This window comes from Pseudomonas sp. CH61 (genome assembly GCF_059429415.1).
Genome location: NZ_CM182098.1, coordinates 39,629 through 63,984, shown reverse-complemented (window position 1 = coordinate 63,984; position 24,356 = coordinate 39,629). Strand labels below are relative to the sequence as shown.

The following is a 24,356-nucleotide window of genomic DNA, read 5'->3' as shown; positions in this document are numbered from 1 at the left end:
TTCCCCTGTAGGAGTGAGCCTGCTCGCGATTGCGTTATGGCTTGCCCTACTGATGCGTGGTCATACCGTGAAACTGCGTGCCCCGCTTTCAACGCGAAGGCAAATCCAGCTCAACTCCGCCAACGCTTCTAAAGCGCTCTTGGATCCGACTCCCCACGCCGCCAGTGGATTGAGTCTGTTCCAGAGCATTCTTCAAAATCAGACACGCTTGCTCTTCCATCGATCGACCATTGAGGTCGGCCGCTACCCTCAGCGCTTCATAGAGCTGAGGGTCAAGATTGTCGATGATCAAACTTGCCACAATGCTCTCCGTCATTACTGAAATCGCAGCAGCGGAGGCTACCATGAAGCTTTTGCTGCGACGGTTTCAGGTTGTAACGCCAGAAAAGCATAGACAGGTCTGCTATCTCACCGAGTGCCACGCTGCCGCAACGCCGACGGCATAAAGTACGCATCCTCCGGCACCGGTTGTGCGAAATCCACCGTCTCCGCTTCTTCGTTATCAAGGTTCTGCACGTAGTAACGCCGCGCCTGCAAATCGTGGAAAACATCCAGCGCACTCCACGTCGTCGGCAGGTCGTAGAAGTTTTTCAGGTAGGCCATCGACACGCGCCACAACTCCCCTCGCCCATCGTACTGATCGACCAGCGCGGCGCCCCAGCTGTCTTCATCGAGAAACAGCACGCGCTTGGAATAGATGTGTCGCGAACCTGGTTTGAGGTTGCCTTCAACCACCCAGACGCGGTGCAGCTCGTAGCGGGTGTATTGCGGGTTGAGGTGGCCCGGGGTGAGCAGTTGCGCGTATTTCACGTCGGGGCTGGCGACTTTGTAGTTGTTGTAGGGAATGTAGATTTCCTGTTTGCCCTTGAGCTTCCAGTCGTAGCGATCGGGCGAGCCGTTGAATAGGTCGGTGTCGTCAGCGGTGCGCAGGCCATCGGAAGAGGCGATCGGCGTGTCGTAGGCGAGGTTCGGTGCGCGGCGCACGCGGCGTTGGCCGGCGTCGTAGATCCAGGCTTGGCGTGCGTCTTTGAGTTGATCGAGGGTTTCGTGCACCAGTGCGGCACCGCCGGCCAGTCGCGCCGGGCTTTTCACGAAAGCGAGGTAGTAGAACAGGATGTTTTTCAGATCGGCGAACTGGCCGTTCGGGCGGTAATAGTTGAACAGCGCTTCCTGCTGCGAGGTCACCAGCGCGAAGCTGCCGTTGCGTTGTACCGGCGCTTCGGAAGCGCGGCGCACGACGTAGATGCCGCGATAGCGGGTGATGTGGTTCCACAGCACTTCAACGCCGTCCTTGGGCACCGGGAACGGCACGCCGCCGTAGGCATCGGAGAAGCCGCTGCCGCCTTCGAGCAATTTGGCCGAGGTCGCATTCTTGAGGGTGTTGTCGTACAGCCATTGCGGCGCCGAGCCGGAGCGGCGGGATGGGTAGATCGGCATCTGGAAGGTGTCGGGGTAGCTGTTGAACAGGGCGATCTGGCCGGGGCTGAGATGGGCTTTGTATTGGTCGAGATTGGTTTTTGTGATGGTGAACAGCGGTTTGTCGGCGGCGTATGGATCGGGGTGATGCTGACCGGGTTTGTAGCCAGCCGGGGCTTGAGTGATGCCGCCGGTCCACGCGGGAATCGTGCCGGCGGCGTTGCCCGCGCGCTCGGCGCCCATGGGGGTCAGGGTGGTTTTCAGTTGTTCGGCTTGTTGCGGGGTGATGGCGGCCAGGGCGGTGCTGGCGGCCAGGGTCAGAAACAGCGCTAGCGATGTTTTTGTCAGTCTTGAAGTGTGAATCATGACTTTCTCCAAAAATACAAAACCTGTGGGAGCGAGCCTGCTCGCGAAAGCGGTGGGTCAGTCGACATCAATGTTGAATGTGCCGGCCTCTTCGCGAGCAGGCTCGCTCCCACAGGGGCTGTGTGTAGCCTTTAAAGGAAATACTTGAGATTGAACCCGACGTTATCGCGGTCGCGAATGCCGTTGTTCTGCCCGCCGCCGTAGAACTCGGTGTACTGCAACTCGGCTTCAAGCTTGTTTTGGTAATTGGCTTTTATCCCCAGCGTGTAAGCCTTGCGCCCTTCGATGGTGTTGCCGGCCTGGTAGCTGTTGCCCTCGAAATCGTCCTTGTAAACGATGTAGGGCGAAACGTTGACCCCGGCGTACACGTCGTTCCAGGTGCCGTTGAGCATCGCCGTGTAGCTGTAGGAATTGCGGTTGACCTGATCGTCGCGATCTCCGCCAGACACATAGGAATAGTTACCGGTGCCGGCGTAATAACGTCGGCTGCCGTCATACGCGGTGTATTGCAGACTGCTGCCGCGCAGGTGTTCGGAGGCCAGTTCGAAGATACCGAACAGCGAGTCGAACGAAGCGGTCGGGCCGAAGTTGTAAATAGTGCCGAGCGAGGTGTTGAACGCTTCGACACGTTCGGCGTTGTTGATCTCGCTGTTGAGATTGACCATCTGCCCGCCGACGTTGATCGACCGCCCCGTCACCGCCACAGCCGCGCCGTTGGCCAGATCGCCAATCAAATCGTTGGTAGCCGCGACACCTATCGGCAGGTTCGGCCGATAAGCAATCTCACCGAACACCGACGCCTCGCCCAACGTGGTGTTGAAGCTGAAGCCGTACATGCGGATGTCTTCGGCGTAACGCCGGTGCGCCTGGATATTGCCCATCACATCAGCGGTGGCCAGACCATTGGCCAGCGCCCCGGCCTGACTACCGGCGACACCCGACAACAAGTTAGTCAGGGCATCCATGTCGATGCCTTTGTAGCCGCCTAGGTCCGCCGCGATGGTCGGTTCCTTGGCGTGGTAATTGACCATGTACAAGCCGAACTCGGTGCTGTTGAGCTGTTCGGCGATATAGCGAAAGGCAAAGCCAAACTGGCCATCGTTGCGGGCGTTGTAGTCCTTGCCGATGCTCGCCACTTTCAGCGTGTTGCCGTAGGCCGGAGTGACGCCGTTGGCGTACAAGCCTGTGGTTTTCAGGGCGGAGTTGAGCAACGGGTTGTTGCCCAGCGCGCTGTACAAACCGATGACGTTGCCAAACCCCGGCACCGGCGTGTCGAGCGCCGTGCCGCTGAAGTTGTTGTAACCGGTGTTGCCACCGTCGGCGAACAGGTCGGTCTGTGAGTAGAAGGTGCCGACCGGGTCGATGCGGGTTTCCTTCCAGTTGGTCTGGTAGAAACTCTCCATGGTCAGTGAATCGGTCAGGCCAACGTTGAAGCTCAGCGCCTCGACCGGCACCAGCACTTCCTTCACTTCGGCGCCGGGCAAGCGGTACTTGGCGGCGTCCACCGGGTTGGTGGTATTGATCCCGCCGCGATAGAAAATCCCCTCGCCCCAGTTGAACACTTGTCGACCGACGCGCGCGGTCACCGGCATCTGCGCGACGTCCCAACTGCCGTGCACATAGGCGTCGAGCATCTCGATGCGGCTGCCGGCAATGTCGCGGGTCTGGCTGGTGAAATGGTTGTCCTGCGGGTAGCTCTGGCTCGGTTGCGACGGGCTGTTGTTGTCGTAGTAGTCGTTGCGCTTGTCCATCAGTTGCGTGTCGTAGAACGCGGTGCCGCGCACAAACACACCGTAGTTCTGATAGTTGGCTTCAAGCTCGGAAGTGATCTTGTACACCTCGGAAACCAGCCCGGTGTCGAAGTTGCGATTGCCGTCGTTGGTGTTGACGTCATCGTTGGTCTTGTCGCGGCCCTGCACCCGCCACAAACGGCCGTAGGATAAGGTCGTGTCGACAGAGCCGGTCACTTGTTTGTCCATGAAGCTGAATTCCACCGCGTGCGCCGCATCGACTGCGCACAGTTGCAGCAGCCCGGCCAGACCGACACCGGGGAGTGCGGCGCTCGTCAGGCGCAATCGAGTGTTGATCATCTTTTCCTCCTTCCCTGTTTTTTTATTGTTTTGGTGTGCGTTGCCGCGCTACGGCGCCAATCCCGCGCTGACGTAAATCCGGCTGTGCGCGCCGAAATGCCCCAGCAGCTTGAACAACTGCTGGTTGAGTGCCGGGTGGTCGAAATCTTCGCTATGAAGTTGATTGCCGCTGCTGAAATCACTGCTGACGGGCGCCGTTTCCAGCCACTGCCCGATGGCCTCGTCGAACGCTGCGGAATCGTTGACCGATTCGGCGCTGACCACTTCGCGCAGGTAGTCGACCGAGTACGGCGGGTAGCTTGTGTCCTGAGCCACGTCGGCGTAAGCCGCGAGCATCGGATGCGCCTGACCGGTGCGTAGCACGCGGCGCAGCCAGGTCGACTGATACTTCTCCACTTCCATGTGCCGAGTAGCGACGCGCTCGATGGAGGCTTGTTTGTCCTCAGCGAAACCGGCGATTGCCTTGCCTTCCAGCAGAAGAAGATTGGCGAGGTCGACGCCCGGCAACGGCTTGGCGTGATACGGCTGGGTCAGGTCTTGAATGTGGTGCAGGCCCCAGCCGAGAAATCGATAACCCCAGTACGGATGACCGCTGGCAAACGCCAGTCGCGCCAGGCCCATGTATTGATACGCGCGCCAGTCCGGCCAACTGCGTTCGAGGAAACCGGCAGCGGCATACACCACCGCGCTTTCATGGAAGAAGCCCATGTGGAACGGCGCCTGCGAGCTGTACTGGAACCGCGCATCACCGAACGGTTGCGGGCCGAAACCATAGACCGCGCCGACCTCGCCAGGGTTGTCACTGAACAGGTTGATGTCGTGGCCGTAATCCGGCTCGTCGGCGGCGCTGGCGAGCACGGCCAGCGGGGCGACTTTTTCGTGCTCGGCGATAACGATGAAGCGCTGGCGATTCCATGGAGAGAGGGTTTGCTCGACCATGACCTGATTGGCCTGCAGATGCTCACGTTCGGGCAGGTCTTTGCCGGGCAATGGCTGGATGACCATCGCCAGGTAAATCTCGGGATTGATGCGCAGCGCCGTGAGGAAGTCGTGGCGCAGATTGTCGCTCGGCACCGCAGGCAATTTCAGGTTGTCAGGGCGTGGAGGGTATTGAGCAAAGTGCTCGCGGGCGAAGCTCTCCTGCTGCTCCAACAGCGCCAGCACGGCCGGATATTGCTCGGTGAGAAACTGCTCAAGTGGCTCGACTTCAACCGCTGGTGCATCACGCAACGCCGGCAGTTCCTGCAGAGCCAGATAGCTGCCCACCGTATGGTTCGACCAGCCCCAGGCGCTCGGGGCCGTTGCACAAAGCATAAACAGGAGGAAGGTCAGCTTCATTGCTTCTGGTTCTTATTGGCGGTGCCGTGGGGGATGAGCCTAACAACCGACCCCGCCACTGACACTGTCCGATCTCACCAGAAAAAGTCTCCGATGGCGCCAATTACCCGATATCAAAAACACCACCGCCCCCTGTAGGAGTGAGCCTGCTCGCGATAGCGGTGTGTCAGTCAAATAGATGTTGACTGACACACCGCTATCGCGAGCAGGCTCACTCCTACAGGGGATTTGTGGTGTTCTTTCAGGCGGGGTAACCGGTGATTTTGCGGATGCTCTGATACAGCGGCTTGAGCTGGCGATACATGCGCAGGTAGACCTCTTTGTACAGTTGCTCGTAGATCTTCTGCGCCTCCGGTTGCGGGGTGAAAACCGCACCAACCCGGGTCATCGCCGCAATCGCCGTGGGGAAATCCGCATGCAACCCCAACCCCACCGCACAACAAATCGCCGCGCCCAGACCCGACGCTTCATACACATGCGGACGCTCCGCCGGCAGGCCGAAAATATTCGCCGTCAGCTGCATCGCCGCATCACTTTGCGAACCGCCACCGGCCACGCGCAAACGCTTGATCGAGACCTTCGAACGCCGCTCGATATTCTCCATGCCCTGACGCAAGGCATACGCCAGCCCTTCCAGAATTGCCCGGTAAATATGCGCACGGGTATGCACATCACCGAAGCCGATCATCGCGCCTTTCGCCTCGACACCCGGCTCGCGAATCCCCGGCGACCAATACGGTTGCAGCATCAAACCCATCGATCCTGGCGGCACCGCATCGACCAGCGCATCGAACAACTGCTCCGGCTCGATGCCCTGCTCTTTCGCCTGCTGCATCTCGCGCAACCCGAACTCGTTCTTGAACCAGCTGACCATCCAGTAACCGCGATAAATCATCACCTCGCAGTTGTATTGATCCGGCACTGCCGAGGGGTACGGCGGAATCAACGGGACGATTTCCAGATAGCGCGAGCGGGTGCTGGTGATCGTCGCCGTAGTGCCGTAAGACAGGCACACCGTGCTCGCATCGACCACACCGGCACCGACCACTTCACAAGCCTTGTCAGCCCCCGCGGCAATCAGCGGCAAGCCTTCGGGGATACCGGTGTGTCGAGCAGCCTCTGCGGTGATGTAGCCGAGGGTTTCACCGGGTTTTTGCAGGCTCGGCAATTGCTCGGGGCGCACCGCCAGCGCCTGCCATTTCCAGTCACTCGGCGCGGCCCATTTCAGCCGTTTGAAATCGAACGGCAGATAGCCGACGCAGCACCCTACGGAGTCGACAAAGCGCCCGCACAGTCGATGGGTGAGAAATCCCGAGAGCAGCAAAAACTTGTCGGTCGCTGCCCACACCTCAGGCTGATGCTGAGCGATCCAGTTCGCCTCAGCCTGGGCACGAAAGTAATCCACAGTGCCCTGCGCACCGACCAGTTTGAACAGCCATCCCCACGGTCCTTTGATCCCGCCCTCGACTTCGCTCTGACGTTGATCGAGCCACAGAATCGCCGGACGTAACGGCTTGCCTTCGGCATCGACATTGATCACCGTGCCGCGCTGAGTGGTCAGGGAAACGCCGGCAATCTGCGCGCGATCAATCCCCGTCTGCTGCCAGACCTGCTGACACGCCTCGCCGAGTTTCGCCCAGTAATACTCCGGATCCTGCTCGGCCCAGCCCGGTTGCGTCGAGTAATACGCCTGCAACTCGACCTTGCCTTTGCCGAGCAGATTGCCCTGTAGATCGAAGAGCAGCGCGCGCACGCTCTGGGTGCCGTTGTCGATGGCCAGCAAGTAACGCTTGTTCGGGTGGTTATCCATGGAGCTCTCTTCAAGGGGCATCAAGGCGTGGCATCCGGCAAACCGTGATGGCGTTGCCACAACGCCTGATAACGCTGTTCTTCCTGCTGCCAGTGTTCGTCGCTCCAGGCCAGTCGTGGCTGGCAGAGGTGGCGGATGGCGGTGAAATACTCTTCGCCGCCGCGCGGCAACAGCAGACCGAGACGTGTGCGGCGCAGGAGCAGATCGTCGAGGTGCAGGACCATTTCCGCGTCGCAGGCGAAAGCCAATTCCGCCCACAACGTGTCCGTAGCGCCGACCGTGTTGGGGCCGACTTCTTTGATCAGTTGCGCCAGCCTTGGCAGTTCTCGGCCATAGCGTCCGGCCAGACGTCGCCATTGATGGCTGCTCAGCGCCGGGATCGGCAACGCAGGTACAGCGGCGAATACTGGAGCGGCGTCTTCGACGAAAGGACGGTCCAGCATGCTCGCGCAGGCCTTGAGCACCTCGATGGCTTGCGGGCGAAACGTGGTCAGTTTGCCGCCGGCCAGGGTCACGCAACCGGGTTCCTGCCACAGCACATGCTCGCGGGTTTCGTTCGACGGTTTGTCTTGATGCGCACCCGCGCTGCCCACCACCGGACGCACGCCGGACCAGGTCGACAGCACATCATTCGCCGTCACTTCTGCGCCGGGAAACTGTTGTGTACACGCCGCCAGCAGATAGTCGAGTTCTTCGTTAGAGATGCTCGCGCTCTGATCCAGATCCTTGTGATGATCGAGGTCCGTGGTGCCGACCACCGTCGCGCCTTCCCACGGGAAAACGAACACCGGACGCCGGTCGCGCTCATGCATGAAAGTGAACGCCTGCGCCACCGGCAGACGCCAACCCGGCAACAATAAATGACTACCGCGTAACGGCCGCAATTGCCGGGGCGCCGCTGGCGGGCGCAAGCGTTCAGCCCAGGCGCCGGTAGCCACAGCGAGCACGCCGCAGCGCAACTGCAGTGACGAACCAGCTTCGCAATCTTCGATTTGAACGCCGCACACTCGGCCGTTTTCACGCATCAGCTGTTCGACGCGCACGCCGTTAATCACGACCGCGCCATCCGCCCGAGCTTCGCTCAACACGCGCATCACTAATCGCGCGTCATCGGTCAGCGCATCGACGAAACTGGTGCCGCCGAGCAAGTTACTTTCCTTCACTCCCGGCGCCAGATATCGAAGCTGTTGCGCATCATGAAAACGATGGCTGCGCCGTCCCGCCAAGGCGTCGTATACGCTCAGCAAACCACCCAACACCCGTGGCCCGGGAAAGCCGCCGCGATAGTGCGGCATCATGAAACTCATCGGCTCGACCAACCCCGGCGCTTCGTCGAGCAAACGCTGACGTTCGCGCACCGAATCACGGGTCAGGCGCCATTGCCCTTTGGCGATGTAACGCAAACCGCCATGAACCATTTTCGAAGATCGACTGGACGTACCCCAGGCAAAATCGCGCTGTTCCAGCAGCAGGCAACGCCAACCTCGACGCGCCGCTTCCCGCAGGATTCCGGCGCCGCTGATGCCACCACCGATGACGATCAGATCCCAGGTTTCCTCGGCCAGCGTCGGCAGAATCTGCTGGCGCCACGCGGCGTTCCAGTCCGGATTCATGGCCGTCACTCCGGCAACAGCGTGCCGGGGTTGAGGCGCCCGGCCGGATCGAAGTGTTTGCTCAGCGCCTGCAAGGTGTCCATTGCAAGTGCGCCCTTCTCACGCAACAGGTACGGCGCGTGATCCTTGCCGACGCCGTGCTGGTGGCTGATGGTGCCATGGTTGTCGACGATGGTCTGGCTGGCCGCGTGTTTGAGTGCTTTCCAGCGCGCCAGCGTCGCCGGGTAATCCGCCGCCGGGCGAAACACGTAAGTGGTGTAGATGCTCGAACCTTCGCCGTAGAAATGGGACAGGTGGGTGAACACATGCACGCGTTCGCCTTCGGCGGCCAGAGCATCGCGCAGGCTGTTTTCGATGAGGTTGAGCAGGTTGTCGACGTTGCTCCAGTCGGTGGCGGTTTCGAGGGTGTCGACCACGTAACCGGCGTTCCACAGGTTCTCGCGCAGGTAAGGGAAACGGAAGCGGTTCTGCGCCCACTTCTTGCCGAGCAAGGTGCCGGTGAACACGCCGCCGAAGGCCTTCAAATGTTGCCGTGCCTGTGTCAGCGACAATGCGTTTTGTCGGCGATTGCCGGTGACGCCGAAGGTCAGCAGGCATTTGCCCGCACCCGCGCCACGCAGATTCAGGTACTTTTCCAGCCAGGCGATTTGTTGCGGATGACCGGCCAGCGCCAGTTGCGTTTCGGTTTCCACAGCGTTGGACAGGCGCAGCATCGACAGTGGTACGCGTGCCTGGGCCAATTGGCGAATGGCTTGCAGGGCCTTGGTCCAAGAGGGCAAAAACACACCGTAGAAACGCTCGTCAGCGGGCAATGCGCTGACCCGCACCTTAACCTCGGAAATGATCCCGAAACGGCCCTCGCAACCGAGCACCACTTCGCGCAAATCTGGCCCGGCAGCCGAAGCCGGGAAGGTTGGAATCCGCATCGGTCCGGCGAACGTTTCCAAAGTGCCGCCAGCAAATAACTGCTCGATCCGGCCATAGCGCAACGACTGCTGACCGCTGGAACGACTGGCGACCCAACCGCCCAATGTCGACAGCTCCCACGACTGCGGGAAATGCCCCAGCGTATAGCCCCGCGCACGCAACTGACTTTCCACCTGCGGGCCACTCGCACCGGGGCCGAAAGTTGCCATCAGGCTCTGTTCATCGAGGTCGATCAGGCGATTCATCCGCGCCAGCGACACCGTCACCACTGGTCGCACAGAATTTGGTGGATTGATGTGTCCGGCCACCGAGGTGCCGCCGCCATACGGGATCAGGCACAAATCCTGTTCATGGGCGAGCGCCAGCAACTGGCGAATGTGCTCGGCAGTCTCGGGAAACGCCACCGCATCGGGGTAATTGCCCAAAGCACCTTCGCGCAACGCCAGCCAGTCCGGCAGGCTCTGGCCCCGGGCGTGGAGCAAACGGTCATGGGCATCGACTCTGTACAACGCGTGTGCAGGCAATCGCGAGGACGGCACGCGGGCCAATGCGGATTCCAGTGTCGCATCGGGCAGCGCGCGCCCCTCGCCCAGTCGTTCATGAAGAAACTCCGCGCCCTGGGCCGGCAGTTCGACCACCGTGGTTGCATCTCCCCAGCCGTTCCAGCGTCGCATGCGTGTGTCCTTCTAACCGTCAGATCAGTGATATTTCAGGCCCCCATACTAGCCAGCGACCGCAAAGTGTCACGGTCGCATCCGGCCAGTTCGTGTAGCCAATTGAGTCAAACGTCGCGCAAGCGTCAGCCATTTACTTTAGTCGGGGTTTCAAATTACCTTTCAGGCTATTTCCTCCGTCTCCGCCGCCGTTGATCAAAGGAATGGGATCATGCAATCGCTGGGCTTCACTTCAGTTCCGCCAATGCTCAAGTACCTGCGCCATGCCGAACAACTGGGCATGGCCATCGAGCCGGCATTGGCGGCGGCGGGTTTGCAGGCGCAGCAGTTGAGCGACAACACCCTGCGTCTGCCCGGCGAAGCGCATGAACGCTTGCTGGATTATTTTTGCGAGCACTCGGGCGATCCGTTGTTCGGGCTTAACGCGGCGAATTTCGTCCTGCCCAATTCGTGGAGCGTGCTCGGTTACATCACCATGAACTGCGCGACGCTGGGTGATGCGATGAGCCGGATCATGCCGTTCGAGAAACTGGTGGGGGACATGGGCGTCAGCCGCGCCGAGGTGCAGGACGGCCATGTGCATTTGATCTGGACCTGCCGGTATCAGCGCCCGCGAATTCGTCGGCATCTGGTGGAAAACGTACTCGGCTCCTGGCTGCAATATGCGCGCTGGATCGCCGACACGCAGATGTCGCCGGCCGCTGTGTGGCTGGAGCATGCCCGCCCGGACGAGGTGACGCTGGCGCAATATGAGCAGTTCTTCGATTGCCCGGTGTTGTTCGATCAGCCCTATTCGGCGCTGATCGTGCCGTTAGCGTACTTGCAGTTGCCGTTGCGTCAGGCCGACGCGCAATTGCTGCGTACGCTGGAAGAGCATGCGATGGGTTTGATGGCGACGCTGGAGGACGCGTCGCTGGCGCAGCAGGTGAAAGGCATCCTGCGGCAGTTGCTCAAGGAAGGCTTGCCGCGCAAGGAACAGGTCGCCGAACAGCTCGCTGTTTCCGTGCGGACGTTGCAGCGGCAGTTGCATCAGGCGGGGACGTCGTATCAGCAGATTCTCGATGATCTGCGCCAGGAGCTGGCTGAGCATTATTTGCTCAACAGTACGCTGCCGATTCAGGACATTGCGCAGTATCTGGGGTTTACCGAACCGCGCTCGTTTCATCGCACGTTCAAGAGTCGGCGGGGGATGCCGCCGGGGGAGTTTCGGCAGATGCATCGGGGGTGAATGTTCCGGCCTCTTCGCGAGCAGGCTCGCTCCCACAGTTGATCTCCGTTGTTCACAAAGTTGATGTTCACCGCCGACCCACTGTGGGAGCGAGCCTGCTCGCGAATGCGCCAGTTGCAGCAACCGATTCCTACAGGTAAATCCTCGATACTTGAGCGCAATAAACATCCTGCACCACAGATGTTTAAAGACACTCAGCGTTACGCGAAACAGCCCACAAATCCTTGCGCCGCTGCCTACGCCTGCGCCAGAATCCGCCGGCTTGTGCGCCCTGAGCATGCTGCGTAACTTGATTGCGTCACTGATTCCCAGTGATCGAGCTTAGCGGCTCGGCTACATTCGCTCCCCGCTGCACGAATATCATCCAGTCAGGTATTTGCCTGCGCTTAATGGTGGCTGTGCGCATGGCACCTTCGGGTGCGCCGGGGTGGGATGCGACCGGTCCGCTAACTTGCGCACAGCTGCCTCCCTTTTGCTTAGCGGCGAAATGGATGCGGCTTTAAAAGGTACGCTCCCATGTTCAAAATAACGCCAAACCCGCCGGTCACTGACCCGGCCTCCCCCTACGAATCCGCCGATTCGAAGAAATTCCACGAAGCCGCCGAGCGCGCGCTCGACCACTATCTCGCCCCACCCACCGCGCAGATCATGGCCACGCCTTACCAACCCAACCGCCTCTACATGGCCAATCCGGCGTCCGCAACCGAGCCCTTGCTGGTCGACGCCTGTGAAACGCTGGGTTCTGCCTCGGTGATGCTCAACGACTTCGCCGCCGTGCTCGAAGGCTCGCACCGCAAGACCCTGCAAGGCATCGCGCAAGTGGTGATGGTGGCGGAGATGGCGGTCAATCAGGTGCTCGATAAGTTCGTGCCGACCGAGTAACGAAAAAGCCCGCTGCCCGACTGTGATGGTCAGGTGGCGGGCTTCTTTTTTCGGTGTGCCATTTTCCCCTCACCCCAGCCCTCTCCCAAAGGGAGAGGGGGCCGACCGAGGTGTCTAGCGCCATACATCGACCTGAACGACCGAGTCGATTATGGATTCGACCGAGCAGGTTCAGGTCGGTGTATCTCTCAAGCATCCCCGGATCGGTCCCCTCTCCCTCTGGGAGAGGGCTAGGGTGAGGGGCTTTTCAGCTCAGAGACAGATCGCGTTGGTAAACACCAGTCGATTACCAAACGGATCAACGATCGTCATGTCCTGACTCCCCCACGGCATCGCCTGAATGCCCGGATGCGAAAACTTGTAATCCTTGGCCTCCAACTGCTGCTGAAACGCCTCCAGCTCATCGGTCTCGATCCGCAGCGCCGAACCCGGGCACGCATCGCCATGGTGCTCGGACAAATGCAACACACACTCGCCACGTGACACCTGCAGATACAACGGGAAATTCGCCTCGAAGCGATGCTGCCAGTCGATCTTGAAACCCAGAAAATCGACGTAGAATTCAACGGCTTTGGCTTCATCGAAGATCCGCAGGATCGGGGTGGTTTTGCCGAAGCTCATGGGGTGCTCCCTGACTGGTTGGCCCGACAGTGTAGCTGGGCTGGATGTCAGCAAGTCGGCCTGTTGATGGCTTTCTTTAGTCGCAATGTGCCATCACTGTGACGCAGTCCGCGAAACCTCAGTGAAAGTTGTCGCGCAGATCACCCTGTCGAGCGAGAAAACGCCCTTCCCTGCGCCCATTCGCCTGCCCGTCGCGATAACTTAATACACCGTTGATCCAAACCCCATCAATCCCCTGCGCAGCCCGTTGCGGATCATTGAAGTCAGCGACATCACGCACCGTCGCCGGATCGAACAGCACCAGATCCGCCCAATAGCCTTCACGAATTTCGCCTCTCTCCTTCAAACCAAACCGTGCCGCCGACAAACCAGTCATCTTGTGCACAGCGGTGTGCAGCGGAAACAGCCCGACATCGCGACTGAAATGTCCGAGCACCCGTGGGAAAGCGCCCCACAGGCGCGGATGCGGGAACGGGTCTTCCGGCAGTCCGTCAGAACCGACCATCGACAACGGATGGGCGAGGATTCTTCGTACATCCGCCTCGTCCATTCCGTAGTACACCGCGCCGGCCGGTTGCAGGCGTTTCGCGGCATCAAGCAATGGCAGATCCCATTCGGCAGCGATGTCGATCAGGTCGCGACCGCTGACTTCCGGGTGCGGCGTCGACCAGGTGATGGTGATGCGGTGGGCGTCGGTGACTTGTTTCAAATCCAGTGTCGATGAACTCGCCGCATAGGGATAGCAGTCGCACCCCACGTGCTGGGTTTTAGCGGCCTCTTCCAATGACGCGAGCAGTTGCGGACTGCGCCCCCAGTTACCAACGCCGGCACATTTGAGGTGGGAAATAATCACCGGTGAACGCGAGTGACGACCGATGCTGAACGCTTCATCCATCGCCTCCAGCACCGGTTCGAATTCACTGCGCAGGTGCGTGGTGTATACCGCGCCAAACGCTGTGAGTTCTTCGGTCAGTTGCATGACTTCATCGGTGGAGGCGCTGAAGGCGCTGGCGTACGCCAGACCTGTGGATAACCCCAACGCGCCCGCCTCCAGACTTTCCCGCAGTTGCTCGCGCATCGCCGCGATTTCTTCAGGCGTAGCGCTGCGAAACAGGTCATCCAGATGATTGCTGCGCAGCGCCGTATGGCCGACCAACGCGGCAACGTTCAACGTGGTATTGGCCGCTTCGACCGCCGCGCGGTAATCGCTGAAGCGTGGATAAACGAATGCTGCGGCAGTGCCGAGCAGGTTCATCGGGTCTGGCGGATTGCCCTTCAAACTGACCGGCGAAGCGCTGATCCCGCAGTTGCCGACAATCACCGTGGTCACACCCTGGCTGAGTTTTGGCAGCATCTCCGGCTGACGAATCACCACGGTGTCGTCGTGGGTGTGCACGTCGATAAAACCCGGCGCCAGCACGCGGCCGGCCGCATCGATTTCTTCGGTCGCTGTGGCATCGTGCAAATCACCTATGCGCTCGATGCGTCCCTCGCGAATAGCAACATTGGCGCGGTAACCGGGCATGTTGCTGCCATCGATGATCAGAGCATTGCGAATCAGCGTGTCGTACAGCATGTCAGTCTCCCAGCGGCAGGTGATCGTCGCCGCCACGGTATTCGTCGAGGGCGAGTTTGATCCGCCGCAGACGCTCTTGATTGTCTTCAGGATTGGCCAGCGCCAGCTCAGTCGCCAGCACGTCGATGGCGAGCAGCATGCCGTAGCGCGCCGCCGTCGGTTTGTAGATGAACGAGGTTTCCGCGCCTTGCAGCGGCAGGACGATGTCGGCCAGTTGCGCCAGCGGCGAATCGGCGCGGGTGATCGCCAGAATGCGCGCGCCGTAGTTGCGCGCCAGTTCGACGGTCTCGAGCAATTCCGGAGTGATGCCGGTCAGCGAACAAACGATGAGCACTTGCTCGGCGTTCAGACTGGCGGCGGTGACGCGCATCATCACCGCGTCATGGCACACCGCAATTGGGTAGCCGAGGCGCACCAGGCGGACCTGCAATTCGTCGCTGCACAGGGTCGAGCAACCGCCCATACCGAAGGCGTGAATCATCCGCGCCTGGCCGAGCAGTTTCACCGCATCGGCGAAGCGTGATTCATCGAATCCGGCCAGATGCTGGCGCAGTGTGGTTTCGATGTCGCCGACGATCTGCCCGTAAAACGCCGACTGTTCAGGCGTGCCCGCCGGGTCGAGGAAACGGCTGCCAACGCCGCTGGCCTGAGCCAGTTGCAGACGCAGATCACGCAGATCGCGGCAGCCCACGGTGCGGGCGAAACGCGACAGCGTGGCGGTGCTGACTTCGGCGCGTTGCGCGAGGTCTTCGAGGCTGGCGCTCGCGGCAAAACCAACGTCGTCGAGCATCAGCCGAGCGATGCGACCTTCGCCGGCGCTGAAGGAATCCTGACGGGCGCGGATCTGGTAGAGGATGTCCATGGGCGGCGGGCTCCGGTTACAGCAGGTAAGAAAGGCCGACGGTCAGGCCGAACGCGACCAGCGAGATCAGCGTCTCGAGCACGGTCCAGGTCTTGAACGTCTGCGCGACCGTCATGTTGAAGTATTCCTTGATCAACCAGAAGCCGCCGTCGTTGACGTGGGAAAAGATAACCGAGCCAGCGCCGGTCGCCAGCACCAACAGTTCAGGGTGTGGATAACCCAGACCAATGGCCACCGGCGCGACCACGCCGGACGCGGTGGTCATCGCCACCGTCGCGGAACCGGTGGCGACGCGCATCAACGCCGCGAACAGCCAGCCCATGATCAGCGGCGACAGCTGGAATTCATGAGCGAGGCCGACGATCTGATCGGTCACACCGGCATCCACCAGAATGCGGTTCAAGCCACCGCCAGCACCGACCAGCAAGGTGATACTGGCGGTAGGTGCCAGACATTCGTTGGTGAATTTCAGAATCGATTCGCGGTTGAAGCCTTGGGCGATACCCAGCGTCCAGAAACTCAGCAAGGTCGCCAGCAGCAGCGCAATCACCGAGTTGCCGATGAACAACAGGAACTGGTTGAAACTGCTGCCGGGCGTGGAAATCAGATTCGCCCAGCCGCCGATCAACATCAGCAGCACCGGCAACAGAATGGTCGCCATGGTGATGCCAAAGCCCGGCAGTTTGTCGCGCGGTTCGCGGTCGAGGAATTGTTTTTCCAGCGGGTTATCCGCCGGCAATTGAATGCGCGGCACGATGAATTTGGCGTACAGCGGCCCGGCAATGATCGCGGTGGGAATACCGATGGCAATCGCATACAGCAAGGTCTGCCCAACCGACGCCTGATAAGCCTGCACCGCGAGCATCGCCGCCGGATGCGGCGGCACCAGCGCATGCACCACCGACAGGCCGGCAACCATCGGCAAACCGACCATCAGAATCGACACGCCGACGCGCCGGGCCACGGTGAATGCGATCGGCACCAGCAAGACGAAACCGACCTCGAAGAACAGCGGCAGCCCGACCAGAAAAGCGATGCAGACCATCGCCCAGTGCGCGTTCTTCTCGCCAAACTTGTCGATCAGCGTGCGCGCCATCTGCTCGGCGCCGCCGGACTCGGCCATCATCTTGCCGAGCATCGTCCCGAGCGCGACCACCAGCGCGATATGCCCCAGCGTCTTGCCCACCCCGGCCTCATACGCCCCCACCACGCCCGACGGCGGCATCCCCGCGACCAGCGCGAGACCAATGGAAATCAGGGTGATTACGATGAACGGATTGAGCCGGTAACGGGCGATCAACACGATCAGCGCAATGATGGCAACGGCGGCATACACCAGCAGCCAATAGCCGAAGGAAGGCGTCATGCGGTACTCCTCGAAAGGGTCACGTTCGAATGGGTTGTGAAACTCATAAATCATTTCGAGATCGAGATTTCAAACCGCATGAAAGTAATTTTCGTGGAGAGGCAAGGCGTGTCGCTGATGGGTATGTATTGTCGCGATTAATGAAAATCGCGAGGTCGGATTTACATGGCTTTTCGGTGAACGAGAAACCAATGTGGGAGCGAGCCTGCTCGCGAAGGCGGCTTCACATTCAACATCTCTATCGACTGAAAAACCGCTATCGCGAGCAGGCTCGCTCCTACAGTTTTGATCGCATTCCTCCAGACAGGATGCGTAAAACCTGTGGGAGCTGGTGGACGACTCACACCATTTCGTTACGAATCCATTCAACCACCGACGTGCGTTTCGGTGCCCAGCCATAGACATGTTTTTCAAATCCGGCCAAGCGCTATACTCGCCTGACAACCTCCGCGGAGTCCCTGCCATGAGCCCCACGCCTCGCACAAAAAAAAAACTGACAACCGAAACGTTGATTCGCGCAGTTGCCAGCTCGACAGCCATCGAGACGGGTCAAAGCGTGGAGACCATTGAGCGCAAACTCAAACTCAGGTCCAGCAAGTTCCTGCACTTGTCCCTGGCCAAGTAGCCCCGCCTCAAGTCCATAATGCCTGTCGTACCCAGTACTCCATGGGTTCGTAGTTGCAGTTCAGCCCTTGGTTGATGGCTGCAAAATAAGCCTCTTTGTTTCGCTCCCAACTGCTGTAGTCCAGCGGCACGTAGCCCGCCTGAACGGCCATGACATCGGCCAATAATCGCGACAAGCGTCCGTTACCTTCACGAAAGGGATGAATCAGGATGAACTCGACGTGCGTTACAGCAATGGCGCGAATCAGGTTCTCGTCCAGATCGGGCCGACATGGCGTGTATTTGGCAAGACAATCCCTTTCAAATCCATCGAGCAATCGAGGAATTTGCGGCGCAGCAGCAAAGAAAAATCCATCCTTGCCCAAATTTACCGCGCGGACATCGCCCGCCCATGGATAGATGTTCCCGAGCCAGTGTCGATGCCAATCCTTCAGATCCTGAACAGTGATTGACCGATCAGGCAAATGCTCGATGAGCACAGATTGGTAGAGTTTTTCCAACAAAAACAGCTCTGCATCATCCATGTCTTCGGGTTCGATAATTCCCAGTTTATTGCTCAGCACTTGCTCATTCGAGCCGGGCTGAAAGCTGCTTTGCGCCCCTTCTGCGTCATAACGGTCAATCATCCTTGTACCTGCTGAACTGGCAATGTTCAGAGCACCATAGGTCTGGCGTGACACAAGCGCAAAGCCCGAAACGAAAACGGCTGCCCGATGGCAGCCGTTCTAAAGGGTGATCACAAAGCCCGGCGGGGCTCAAACAGCAATCACACCATTTCGTTACGAATCCATTCAACCACCGACGTGCGCTTCGGTACCCAGCCCAGCATTTCGCGGGCGTGTTTGCCGCGCACTCGGCTGTTGGAGCCGAGGCCGTAGTTGGCCATTTCATAGCCCCATTCGGCTTCGGCGTCTTTCAGTGGCCAGTCTTGCGGTTGCCCCAGGTTCAGCGCTTCAGCCATGGCGGTGGTCATGTCGATGAACGACGCTTCACCGCTTTCGACAAAGTAGAACGTGCCCGGGACGTTTTTGGTCAGCGCCAGCAGGTACAGGCTGACGACGTCTTCGATGTGCACGTTGGACCAGATGTTCTGGCCTGGGCCGACGTGGCGCACTACGCTACTTTTGCGTGCCTGCTTGAGCAGTCGCGGCAGTTGCACGCTGTCGCGATTGACGCCCAAGCTGTGGCCATAGATCAGCGTGTTGCAGATCACTGCCGAATTCACGCCGTCCTGCGCAGCGGCGAGGATCAGATTGTCGATGGCCACGCGCGCGGCTTTGTCGACGGTTGGTTCCGGCAGGTTGTCCTCAAAGTAGATGACGTCGCTGGACTTACCGCCCGATGCGTCGCCAACGATGCTCGAACCGCTGGTGTGCAGGAACACTTTGTTGGAACCGCGCAAGGCATCGAGCAACGCTTCAACTGCACCGCGATGGTCGCTGCTGGCGGCGTTGATCACCGCGTCGGCAGCGCGGGCCTGTTCGGCGAGCAGTGTTTTGTCGTCGAGAGTGCCGATGACCGGGATGATCCCGATGGCTTTCAGCTCTTCAGCCTGTTCGGCGCTGCGCACCAAACCGGTGACTTTATGACCGGCCTGAACCAGACCGGTAGCAATCGAGCCGCCGATAAATCCGGCAGCGCCGGTGACAAATACGTTCATGGAGAAACTCCCTGCGTGAGTAAGTGATGAGACGAGTATCGGCACGTGAGCCGCAGGGAAAAACCCGCCGCCGCCCAATTCACTCTTGCGCAGAGGTCACGAATCAGCCCTTGAAATCGGCGCTGGCGTAAGCGGCGAGTTTGCTCTGGATAAAGTCGAGGAAGCACTGAATGCGCAGCGCCAGTTGCGAGTTACGGTAGTACACGGCGTTGATCGGCTGGCGATAACCGCTGTTGAATTCGCCGAGCAGGACTTTCAGGCGCTCGGCACGAATGTCGTCGATAGTCATGAAGTGCGACAAGCAGGCGATGCCCTGCCCTTCCAGCGCCAGATGCCGCACGGTCTCGCCGCTGGAAGCGCTGATCGCCGGGGTGATCGGCCAGCGGTCACCGTGCACATAGCGCAACGGCCATTGGTTGAGGCCTTCGTTCTGGGTGAAACCGAGCAAGGTGTGTTCGCTCAGATCGGCGACTTGCTGTGGCGCGCCGTGTTTTTCCAGATAGGCCGGGCTGGCGACGATCAGCAGCGGACTGCAACCGAGCGAGCGTGCGTGCAGCGTCGAGTCAGCGAGGGTGCCGATACGGATGGCGATGTCGGTGCTTTGTTCCAGCAGATCAATGATCAGGTCATTGCTGTTGAGTTCGAGCTGGATGTCCGGGTAGAGCCGGCGGAATTCGTCGATGTACGGGACCACCGCGTGGAGCATGAACGGCGATGCGGCGTTGATCCGCAAGCGCCCGGACGGGGTTTGCTGACGTGAAGACAGACGCTCTTCGAGTTGCTCCATCTGATCGAGAATCAATTTGGCCTGCTCGAAGAAATACTTGCCCTCCTCGGTCAGGTCCATGCGCCGCGTGGTGCGGTTGATCAGCGTGGTGTCGAGCTTGGCTTCCAGCTTCGACAACGTGCGGCTGACCGCCGAAGGCGTTTGCCCGACCTGTTCGGCGGCGGCGGAAATCGAACCGCATTCGATCACGCAGACGAAAATCTGCAATTCATCGGATCTGGCTTTCACGGGTATCCTCGTTGAAATCGCCAAGATCGCAGATGAATGCAACTCCCTGTAGGAGCTGCCGCAGGCTGCGATCTTTTGCTGTTACCACCGATAGTAGCCCGAAACCATTCAGGCCTTGAGACCAAACACCTCACTCAAATGCCGCTCATAACGCGCCACATCAGCCTCGATGTTTGGACGCTTCATCACGTCGACACAGAGGAACGTCGGCAACCCGGTCATGCCCAAAAACTCATTGGCCTTGTGAAACGGGAAGTACACCGCATCCACACCTTTGGCTTCAAAGAAATCAGTCGGGTCATCAAAGGCCTGCTGCGGTGCGTTCCAGGTCAGCGACAGCATGTATTGCTTGCCCTGAATCAGGCCACCGCTGCCGTACTTCTGCGAGGCGTCGGAACGGGTGCGGCCGTCGCTGGCGTAGAGGCTGCCGTGGCCTTCGGTGAAGACTTCGTCGAGGTACTTTTTTACCGTCCATGGCGCGCCCATCCACCAGCCCGGCATCTGATAAATGATCACGTCGGCCCAGAGGAATTTTGCGACTTCTTCAGCAACGTCGTAGCCCTCGTCGATGAAGGTGGTTTTCACATCGACACCGCCGCGATCGAGCACGCTCAGCGCAGCTTCGTGCAGGGTGGTGTTGTAGCGACCGTCGGAGTGAGCGAATTTTTTACCGCCATTGAGCAACAGCACTTTTTTCATGAGAAAGCCTCGGCGCAGCCACAGGGCTGGATGGAGAAGGGAAACTGGAATGGCGGCAGATTAGCGATCCGCCTCGCGCGGAATAAGCCAGTTTTGCGCAAAATACATTTGATAAAAAGGCACGAATCCATTGCCGATTGTTGCAATAACATCCGCGGCATTCTGAATTTGAGGAGTCGTTGTGATGAGTGAACGCTTGGGTTTTATCCTGCACGCCAAGACCCGCCCGGAAAAAGCCGAAGCTTTCGAGGCGTTGTTCCGCGCTTACGTTGAGCCGAGCCGCGCGGAGTCGGGCTGCATCGAGTACCACATGCTGCGCGACAAGGAAGATCCGACGCTGTTCATCTTCTACGAGATCTGGGCGTCGCAAGCGCATCTGGATGTACATTCGAACCTGCCGCACATGAAGGCATTCTTTGAGCGGCGCATGGATTATCTGCAGCGCGATTTTGATATCCGCCAGATCGAAATGCTCAGCGAAGCCTCGGCTAACCGCTGATCAATAAATGGGCGCCAAGCGCGCCCATACCAATAAAGAACACTCGCTTGAACAGCACGGCGCTGATGCGCTGCCGCAGCCATTGACCGAGCAACATGCCCAGCACCGCCGGGATCAACGCCAGCAGCGAGGCAGTTAGCTCGCCGCCACCGAGGGCGCCGCGCCAGAGCAATCCGGCGGCCAGCGCCAACGTCGAAACGGTGAAGGACAGGCCCAGCGCCTGCACCAGTTGATCACGATTCAAGCCCAGCGCTTGCAGGTACGGCACCGCCGGGATCACGAAGACGCCGGTGGCCGAGGTGATTACGCCGGTGATCAAACCGCACGCCGGACCCAGCCAGCCTTCATGGCGCGGATTGACGCTCAGCGTTGGCAGAAACAAACCACTCAACGCATAGAGGAACAGGGCCGCGCCGAGCCCGCGCACCACCCAATGCCCGCCCGCCATGCCGATCGACAACGTGCCGATAGCGGTGCCGAGGAAGATCATCAGCAGCATTGGCCAGAGGCGCTTGATCAGTCCTTTGAGGTGACCACCAAAGGCGAGTTGCCAGACGTTGGTCAGGGTTGCCGGGATGATCAGCAAAGCGGCTGCCTGCGACGGCGCCATAGCCAGACCGAGCAAGCCCATGGCGACGGTGGGCAGGCCGAGACCGATCACGCCTTTGATCAGACCGGCGAGAATGAAGGTCATGATGACCAGCAGGGACAGGGCCAGACCGAGGTGCTGGTAGAAATCTGTGAGTGTGTTCATGGCGCTACTGTGCGCCAGTCGGGGTTGGCTGAAAATCTGCCATATACTGAGGGTGCCTCTGCCCTGACAAGAGGCTGATATATTTTTGAGGCTTCTGGCCTCATCGCGAGCAGGCTCACTCCTACAGGTTTTGCGTTCGCCACAGATCCCATGTAGGAGCGAGCCTGCTCGCGAAGGGGCCAGCCCGAACACCCTAAAACCAGAGGCTACCCTCATGCACTTCGACCTCACCGACCTGCGCCTCTACCTGCACATCCTCGACACCGGCAACATCACCGCCGGCGCCGTCCGCAGCCATTTGTCCCTGGCCGCCGCCAGCGCCAGAATCCGCGCCATGGAAGCCTCGCTTGGCGTCGACTTTCTCGAGCGCGGCCGCCGTGGCGTCACGCCGACGGCCGCCGGAAAGGCGCTGGCCCAGCACGCGCGCATCCTCCTGCAACAAGCCGAACGCCTGCAGCAGGATCTGGCCGACTACGCCCAAGGCGTCAAAGGTCAGGTGCGCTTGCTGTGCAACACCACGGCGATCACCGAATACCTGCCGGAAGTACTCGCGGACTTCCTGCGCGATCACCCCAATCTCGACATCGATTTGCAGGAGCTGCCCAGCGCGCGCATCACACACGCCTTGCGCCAAGGCGCGGCGGACCTCGGGATCGTCTCCGATGCGGTCGACACCCACGGTCTGCAGACCCGGCCCTTTCGCGACGATCCATTGGTACTGATCCTGCCCCCTGAGCATGCTTTGGCGAGTCAGGCGTCGCTGACGTTTGGTGAAACCCTGGCGCACGACTATGTGGCGCTTGGCAGCCACAGCGCGCTGGCGATTCACCTGGAGGAACAAGCGCTGCACATCGGCCAGCGCATGTCGATCCGGATCCGTGCCGATGGGTTCGAGGGCGTCATGCGCATGGTGGCGCGAGGTGCGGGGCTGGCCATCGTGCCCAAGGTGGCCATCGAGCGCTGGGCGGCGGTGCACTCGGTAACGTGCCGGCCGCTGGACGAAGTCTGGGCCCATCGCACCTTGCAACTGTGCGCGCGGGACTTCGATCACCTGCCCGGTTACGCCCGGGCCTTGTTTGATGCGTTGGTGCCTTGACTCTACCGCTAGGGGCAGACTCTATCCTGTGAGCTTCATTTCAGGAGTACACACAATGAGCAAACGAATGCTCGTGATACTGGGTCACCCCTCCACCGACAGCTTTTGCGGGGCATTGAGTGAGACTTACGTTCAGGCCGCCAAGGACGCCGGGCATGAGGTGCGGCTGTTGCGTCTGGATGCGCTGGAGTTCGACCCGGTCCTGCACGAAGGCTACAACAAGGTGCAGCCACTGGAACCGGATCTGCTGCAAGCCCAGGCCGATATCACCTGGGCCGAGCACCTGACATTCGTCTATCCGATCTGGTGGGGCGGGATTCCGGCACTGCTGAAGGGCTTCGTTGACCGGATTTTCCTGCCGGGTTTCGCCTTCAAATACCGCGAGGGCAAAGCCTTCCCCGACAAGCTGCTCAAGGGCCGCACCGCGCATTTGCTGGTGACCATGGACACGCCGTACTGGTACTACAAATGGATCTACGGCATGCCCGGGCTGAATCAGATGCGCAAGACCACGCTGGAATTCTGCGGCATCAAGCCACTGAAGACGCTGACCTTCGGGCCGATCCTTGGCTCCAAGCCAAACCAGCGCGATGCCTGGCTGGAAAAGGCGCGCTTGACCGCCGCCGTCTAAGGTTTTCCAGCCGCCGCAACTGACGGCGCACCCGCCGCCGTCAGTGTCTCTTCGAGCTCCCTCCACGAGCCCGTCCGTCGCCTGTGCACGTCATTTACGCGCAGTTGCAATTTTCCGATGGTATTGGACATATAATCGCCGCCGATCCGGCATGACGCCTGATCGCGCTAGCTATGTTTGATCATCGAGACGGACCTTATGTATATCGGCAAAGCCGCCCAGCTGTCGGGCACCACTGTCAAAAGCATTCGCCATTACGAAGAAATCGGCCTGTTGCCCGAGCCCAAGCGTGAAGGCAAATACCGCATCTACAGCCAGCAAAGTGTCGAGGTGTTGACGTTCATCAAGTGCGCCCAGCAATTGGGCTTCAAGCTCAAAGAGCTGCAGGTGATCCTCAACAACTACCGCGGCGACGAATTCCCGTGGGACATGGCGCAACGAGCCATTGCCAAAAAAAAAGCCGAACTGGTGACCCAGATCGGCGATTTGCAGCAGTTGCACGACGGCCTCGAAGCGTTCGAAAACAACCTCAACGATGCGCGACAGGAATGTCAGTTCGAGCGCATTGCCCGTTATGGCGAAAAAAACCCGGGCACTACCCTGAACTGA

At 59.9% G+C, this 24,356-nt stretch carries 22 protein-coding genes; 6 read left to right on the top strand and 16 right to left on the bottom strand.

What is annotated here, in order from left to right; all coding sequences use genetic code 11:
• Positions 1-88: 88 nt before the first annotated feature.
• The 7 genes from AC5SEM_RS00260 to AC5SEM_RS00230 all read right to left on the bottom strand — a co-directional run bounded on the left by AC5SEM_RS00260 (position 89) and on the right by AC5SEM_RS00230 (position 10,234).
• Positions 89-301, bottom strand: a complete 213-nt coding sequence (locus AC5SEM_RS00260; RefSeq protein WP_495471915.1) for a FitA-like ribbon-helix-helix domain-containing protein — start codon at positions 299-301, stop codon at positions 89-91.
• A gap of 107 nt (positions 302-408) precedes the next feature.
• A complete protein-coding gene (locus tag AC5SEM_RS00255) occupies positions 409-1,782 on the bottom strand; it encodes a DUF1329 domain-containing protein (RefSeq protein ID WP_495471914.1) in 1,374 nt (457 codons plus the stop codon).
• A 131-nt stretch (positions 1,783-1,913) separates the two neighbouring features.
• Positions 1,914-3,872 carry a DUF1302 domain-containing protein gene (locus AC5SEM_RS00250; protein WP_495471913.1) on the bottom strand — a complete coding sequence of 653 codons (1,959 nt, stop codon included), beginning with the start codon at positions 3,870-3,872 and terminating at the stop codon, positions 1,914-1,916.
• Positions 3,873-3,920: 48 nt separating this feature from the next.
• Positions 3,921-5,210, bottom strand: coding sequence for a phospholipase (locus tag AC5SEM_RS00245; RefSeq protein WP_495471912.1), 1,290 nt, complete (start codon positions 5,208-5,210; stop codon positions 3,921-3,923).
• 241 nt (positions 5,211-5,451) lie between these two features.
• Entirely contained in the window at positions 5,452-7,020 is a 1,569-nt protein-coding gene (locus AC5SEM_RS00240) for an FGGY-family carbohydrate kinase (RefSeq protein ID WP_495471911.1), read from the bottom strand.
• A 20-nt stretch (positions 7,021-7,040) separates the two neighbouring features.
• Positions 7,041-8,633: a glycerol-3-phosphate dehydrogenase/oxidase gene (locus AC5SEM_RS00235; RefSeq protein ID WP_495471910.1), complete on the bottom strand. Its 1,593-nt coding sequence runs from the start codon at positions 8,631-8,633 to the stop codon at positions 7,041-7,043.
• Positions 8,634-8,638: 5 nt separating this feature from the next.
• Positions 8,639-10,234 (bottom strand): FAD-binding oxidoreductase, encoded by a 1,596-nt coding sequence (locus AC5SEM_RS00230; protein WP_495471909.1) that lies wholly within the window; start codon positions 10,232-10,234, stop codon positions 8,639-8,641.
• 211 nt (positions 10,235-10,445) lie between these two features.
• Here AC5SEM_RS00230 and gliR point away from each other — a divergent pair, with 211 nt between their 5' ends.
• On the top strand, positions 10,446-11,462 hold the full coding sequence (gene gliR, locus AC5SEM_RS00225) for an AraC family transcriptional regulator GliR (protein WP_495471908.1): 1,017 nt from the start codon (positions 10,446-10,448) through the stop codon (positions 11,460-11,462).
• Between the two features lie 516 nt (positions 11,463-11,978).
• On the top strand, positions 11,979-12,344 hold the full coding sequence (locus tag AC5SEM_RS00220) for a DUF6124 family protein (RefSeq protein WP_016986535.1): 366 nt from the start codon (positions 11,979-11,981) through the stop codon (positions 12,342-12,344).
• A 252-nt stretch (positions 12,345-12,596) separates the two neighbouring features.
• Here the strand turns inward: AC5SEM_RS00220 and AC5SEM_RS00215 are convergent, their stop codons facing one another.
• The 8 genes from AC5SEM_RS00215 to mdaB form a co-directional block, all read right to left on the bottom strand.
• Positions 12,597-12,965: a glyoxalase superfamily protein gene (locus AC5SEM_RS00215; RefSeq protein ID WP_038357449.1), complete on the bottom strand. Its 369-nt coding sequence runs from the start codon at positions 12,963-12,965 to the stop codon at positions 12,597-12,599.
• A 118-nt stretch (positions 12,966-13,083) separates the two neighbouring features.
• Positions 13,084-14,541, bottom strand: coding sequence for an N-acyl-D-amino-acid deacylase family protein (locus AC5SEM_RS00210; protein ID WP_495471907.1), 1,458 nt, complete (start codon positions 14,539-14,541; stop codon positions 13,084-13,086).
• Position 14,542: 1 nt separating this feature from the next.
• Positions 14,543-15,403 (bottom strand): MurR/RpiR family transcriptional regulator, encoded by an 861-nt coding sequence (locus tag AC5SEM_RS00205; RefSeq protein ID WP_077570951.1) that lies wholly within the window; start codon positions 15,401-15,403, stop codon positions 14,543-14,545.
• Positions 15,404-15,419: 16 nt separating this feature from the next.
• Positions 15,420-16,769: a GntP family permease gene (locus AC5SEM_RS00200; RefSeq protein ID WP_495471906.1), complete on the bottom strand. Its 1,350-nt coding sequence runs from the start codon at positions 16,767-16,769 to the stop codon at positions 15,420-15,422.
• 632 nt (positions 16,770-17,401) lie between these two features.
• The gene (locus AC5SEM_RS00195; RefSeq protein WP_495471905.1) at positions 17,402-18,019 is read right to left on the bottom strand and encodes a Fic/DOC family protein; all 618 of its coding nucleotides are present in this window, start codon (positions 18,017-18,019) and stop codon (positions 17,402-17,404) included.
• Positions 18,020-18,159: 140 nt separating this feature from the next.
• Entirely contained in the window at positions 18,160-19,053 is an 894-nt protein-coding gene (locus AC5SEM_RS00190; RefSeq protein ID WP_495471904.1) for an NAD-dependent epimerase/dehydratase family protein, read from the bottom strand.
• A 103-nt stretch (positions 19,054-19,156) separates the two neighbouring features.
• The gene (locus AC5SEM_RS00185) at positions 19,157-20,068 is read right to left on the bottom strand and encodes a LysR family transcriptional regulator (RefSeq protein WP_116029404.1); all 912 of its coding nucleotides are present in this window, start codon (positions 20,066-20,068) and stop codon (positions 19,157-19,159) included.
• Between the two features lie 108 nt (positions 20,069-20,176).
• Positions 20,177-20,767, bottom strand: coding sequence for an NADPH:quinone oxidoreductase MdaB (gene mdaB, locus AC5SEM_RS00180; RefSeq protein ID WP_116029403.1), 591 nt, complete (start codon positions 20,765-20,767; stop codon positions 20,177-20,179).
• Positions 20,768-20,951: 184 nt separating this feature from the next.
• Between mdaB and AC5SEM_RS00175 the strand changes: the two genes are divergently transcribed.
• Complete coding sequence (locus tag AC5SEM_RS00175) at positions 20,952-21,266, top strand: putative quinol monooxygenase (RefSeq protein WP_077570942.1); 315 nt, start codon at positions 20,952-20,954, stop codon at positions 21,264-21,266.
• Here AC5SEM_RS00175 and AC5SEM_RS00170 read toward each other — a convergent pair.
• On the bottom strand, positions 21,256-22,020 hold the full coding sequence (locus AC5SEM_RS00170; RefSeq protein ID WP_495471903.1) for a sulfite exporter TauE/SafE family protein: 765 nt from the start codon (positions 22,018-22,020) through the stop codon (positions 21,256-21,258). The genes AC5SEM_RS00175 and AC5SEM_RS00170 overlap by 11 nt on opposite strands.
• Before the next feature lie 214 nt (positions 22,021-22,234).
• On the opposite strand from AC5SEM_RS00170, the gene AC5SEM_RS00165 reads away from it, so the two are divergent.
• The 3 genes from AC5SEM_RS00165 to AC5SEM_RS00155 all read left to right on the top strand — a co-directional run bounded on the left by AC5SEM_RS00165 (position 22,235) and on the right by AC5SEM_RS00155 (position 24,356).
• On the top strand, positions 22,235-23,116 hold the full coding sequence (locus AC5SEM_RS00165; protein WP_495471902.1) for a LysR substrate-binding domain-containing protein: 882 nt from the start codon (positions 22,235-22,237) through the stop codon (positions 23,114-23,116).
• Between the two features lie 55 nt (positions 23,117-23,171).
• Positions 23,172-23,747 (top strand): NAD(P)H-dependent oxidoreductase, encoded by a 576-nt coding sequence (locus AC5SEM_RS00160; RefSeq protein WP_150792266.1) that lies wholly within the window; start codon positions 23,172-23,174, stop codon positions 23,745-23,747.
• Positions 23,748-23,945: 198 nt separating this feature from the next.
• Positions 23,946-24,356, top strand: coding sequence for a MerR family transcriptional regulator (locus AC5SEM_RS00155; protein WP_495471901.1), 411 nt, complete (start codon positions 23,946-23,948; stop codon positions 24,354-24,356).

Coding starts and splice junctions, on each gene's coding strand:
- AC5SEM_RS00215 (WP_038357449.1), bottom strand. CDS start 12,965: ATGAGCTTCGGCAAAACCACCCCGATCCTGCGGATCTTCGATGAAGCC.
- AC5SEM_RS00250 (WP_495471913.1), bottom strand. CDS start 3,872: ATGATCAACACTCGATTGCGCCTGACGAGCGCCGCACTCCCCGGTGTC.
- AC5SEM_RS00165 (WP_495471902.1), top strand. CDS start 22,235: ATGCACTTCGACCTCACCGACCTGCGCCTCTACCTGCACATCCTCGAC.
- AC5SEM_RS00195 (WP_495471905.1), bottom strand. CDS start 18,019: ATGATTGACCGTTATGACGCAGAAGGGGCGCAAAGCAGCTTTCAGCCC.
- AC5SEM_RS00245 (WP_495471912.1), bottom strand. CDS start 5,210: ATGAAGCTGACCTTCCTCCTGTTTATGCTTTGTGCAACGGCCCCGAGC.
- AC5SEM_RS00230 (WP_495471909.1), bottom strand. CDS start 10,234: ATGCGACGCTGGAACGGCTGGGGAGATGCAACCACGGTGGTCGAACTG.
- mdaB (WP_116029403.1), bottom strand. CDS start 20,767: ATGAAAAAAGTGCTGTTGCTCAATGGCGGTAAAAAATTCGCTCACTCC.
- AC5SEM_RS00190 (WP_495471904.1), bottom strand. CDS start 19,053: ATGAACGTATTTGTCACCGGCGCTGCCGGATTTATCGGCGGCTCGATT.
- AC5SEM_RS00155 (WP_495471901.1), top strand. CDS start 23,946: ATGTATATCGGCAAAGCCGCCCAGCTGTCGGGCACCACTGTCAAAAGC.
- AC5SEM_RS00205 (WP_077570951.1), bottom strand. CDS start 15,403: ATGGACATCCTCTACCAGATCCGCGCCCGTCAGGATTCCTTCAGCGCC.
- AC5SEM_RS00160 (WP_150792266.1), top strand. CDS start 23,172: ATGAGCAAACGAATGCTCGTGATACTGGGTCACCCCTCCACCGACAGC.
- AC5SEM_RS00210 (WP_495471907.1), bottom strand. CDS start 14,541: ATGCTGTACGACACGCTGATTCGCAATGCTCTGATCATCGATGGCAGC.
- AC5SEM_RS00175 (WP_077570942.1), top strand. CDS start 20,952: ATGAGTGAACGCTTGGGTTTTATCCTGCACGCCAAGACCCGCCCGGAA.
- AC5SEM_RS00235 (WP_495471910.1), bottom strand. CDS start 8,633: ATGAATCCGGACTGGAACGCCGCGTGGCGCCAGCAGATTCTGCCGACG.
- AC5SEM_RS00170 (WP_495471903.1), bottom strand. CDS start 22,020: ATGAACACACTCACAGATTTCTACCAGCACCTCGGTCTGGCCCTGTCC.
- AC5SEM_RS00220 (WP_016986535.1), top strand. CDS start 11,979: ATGTTCAAAATAACGCCAAACCCGCCGGTCACTGACCCGGCCTCCCCC.
- AC5SEM_RS00200 (WP_495471906.1), bottom strand. CDS start 16,769: ATGACGCCTTCCTTCGGCTATTGGCTGCTGGTGTATGCCGCCGTTGCC.
- AC5SEM_RS00255 (WP_495471914.1), bottom strand. CDS start 1,782: ATGATTCACACTTCAAGACTGACAAAAACATCGCTAGCGCTGTTTCTG.
- gliR (WP_495471908.1), top strand. CDS start 10,446: ATGCAATCGCTGGGCTTCACTTCAGTTCCGCCAATGCTCAAGTACCTG.
- AC5SEM_RS00240 (WP_495471911.1), bottom strand. CDS start 7,020: ATGGATAACCACCCGAACAAGCGTTACTTGCTGGCCATCGACAACGGC.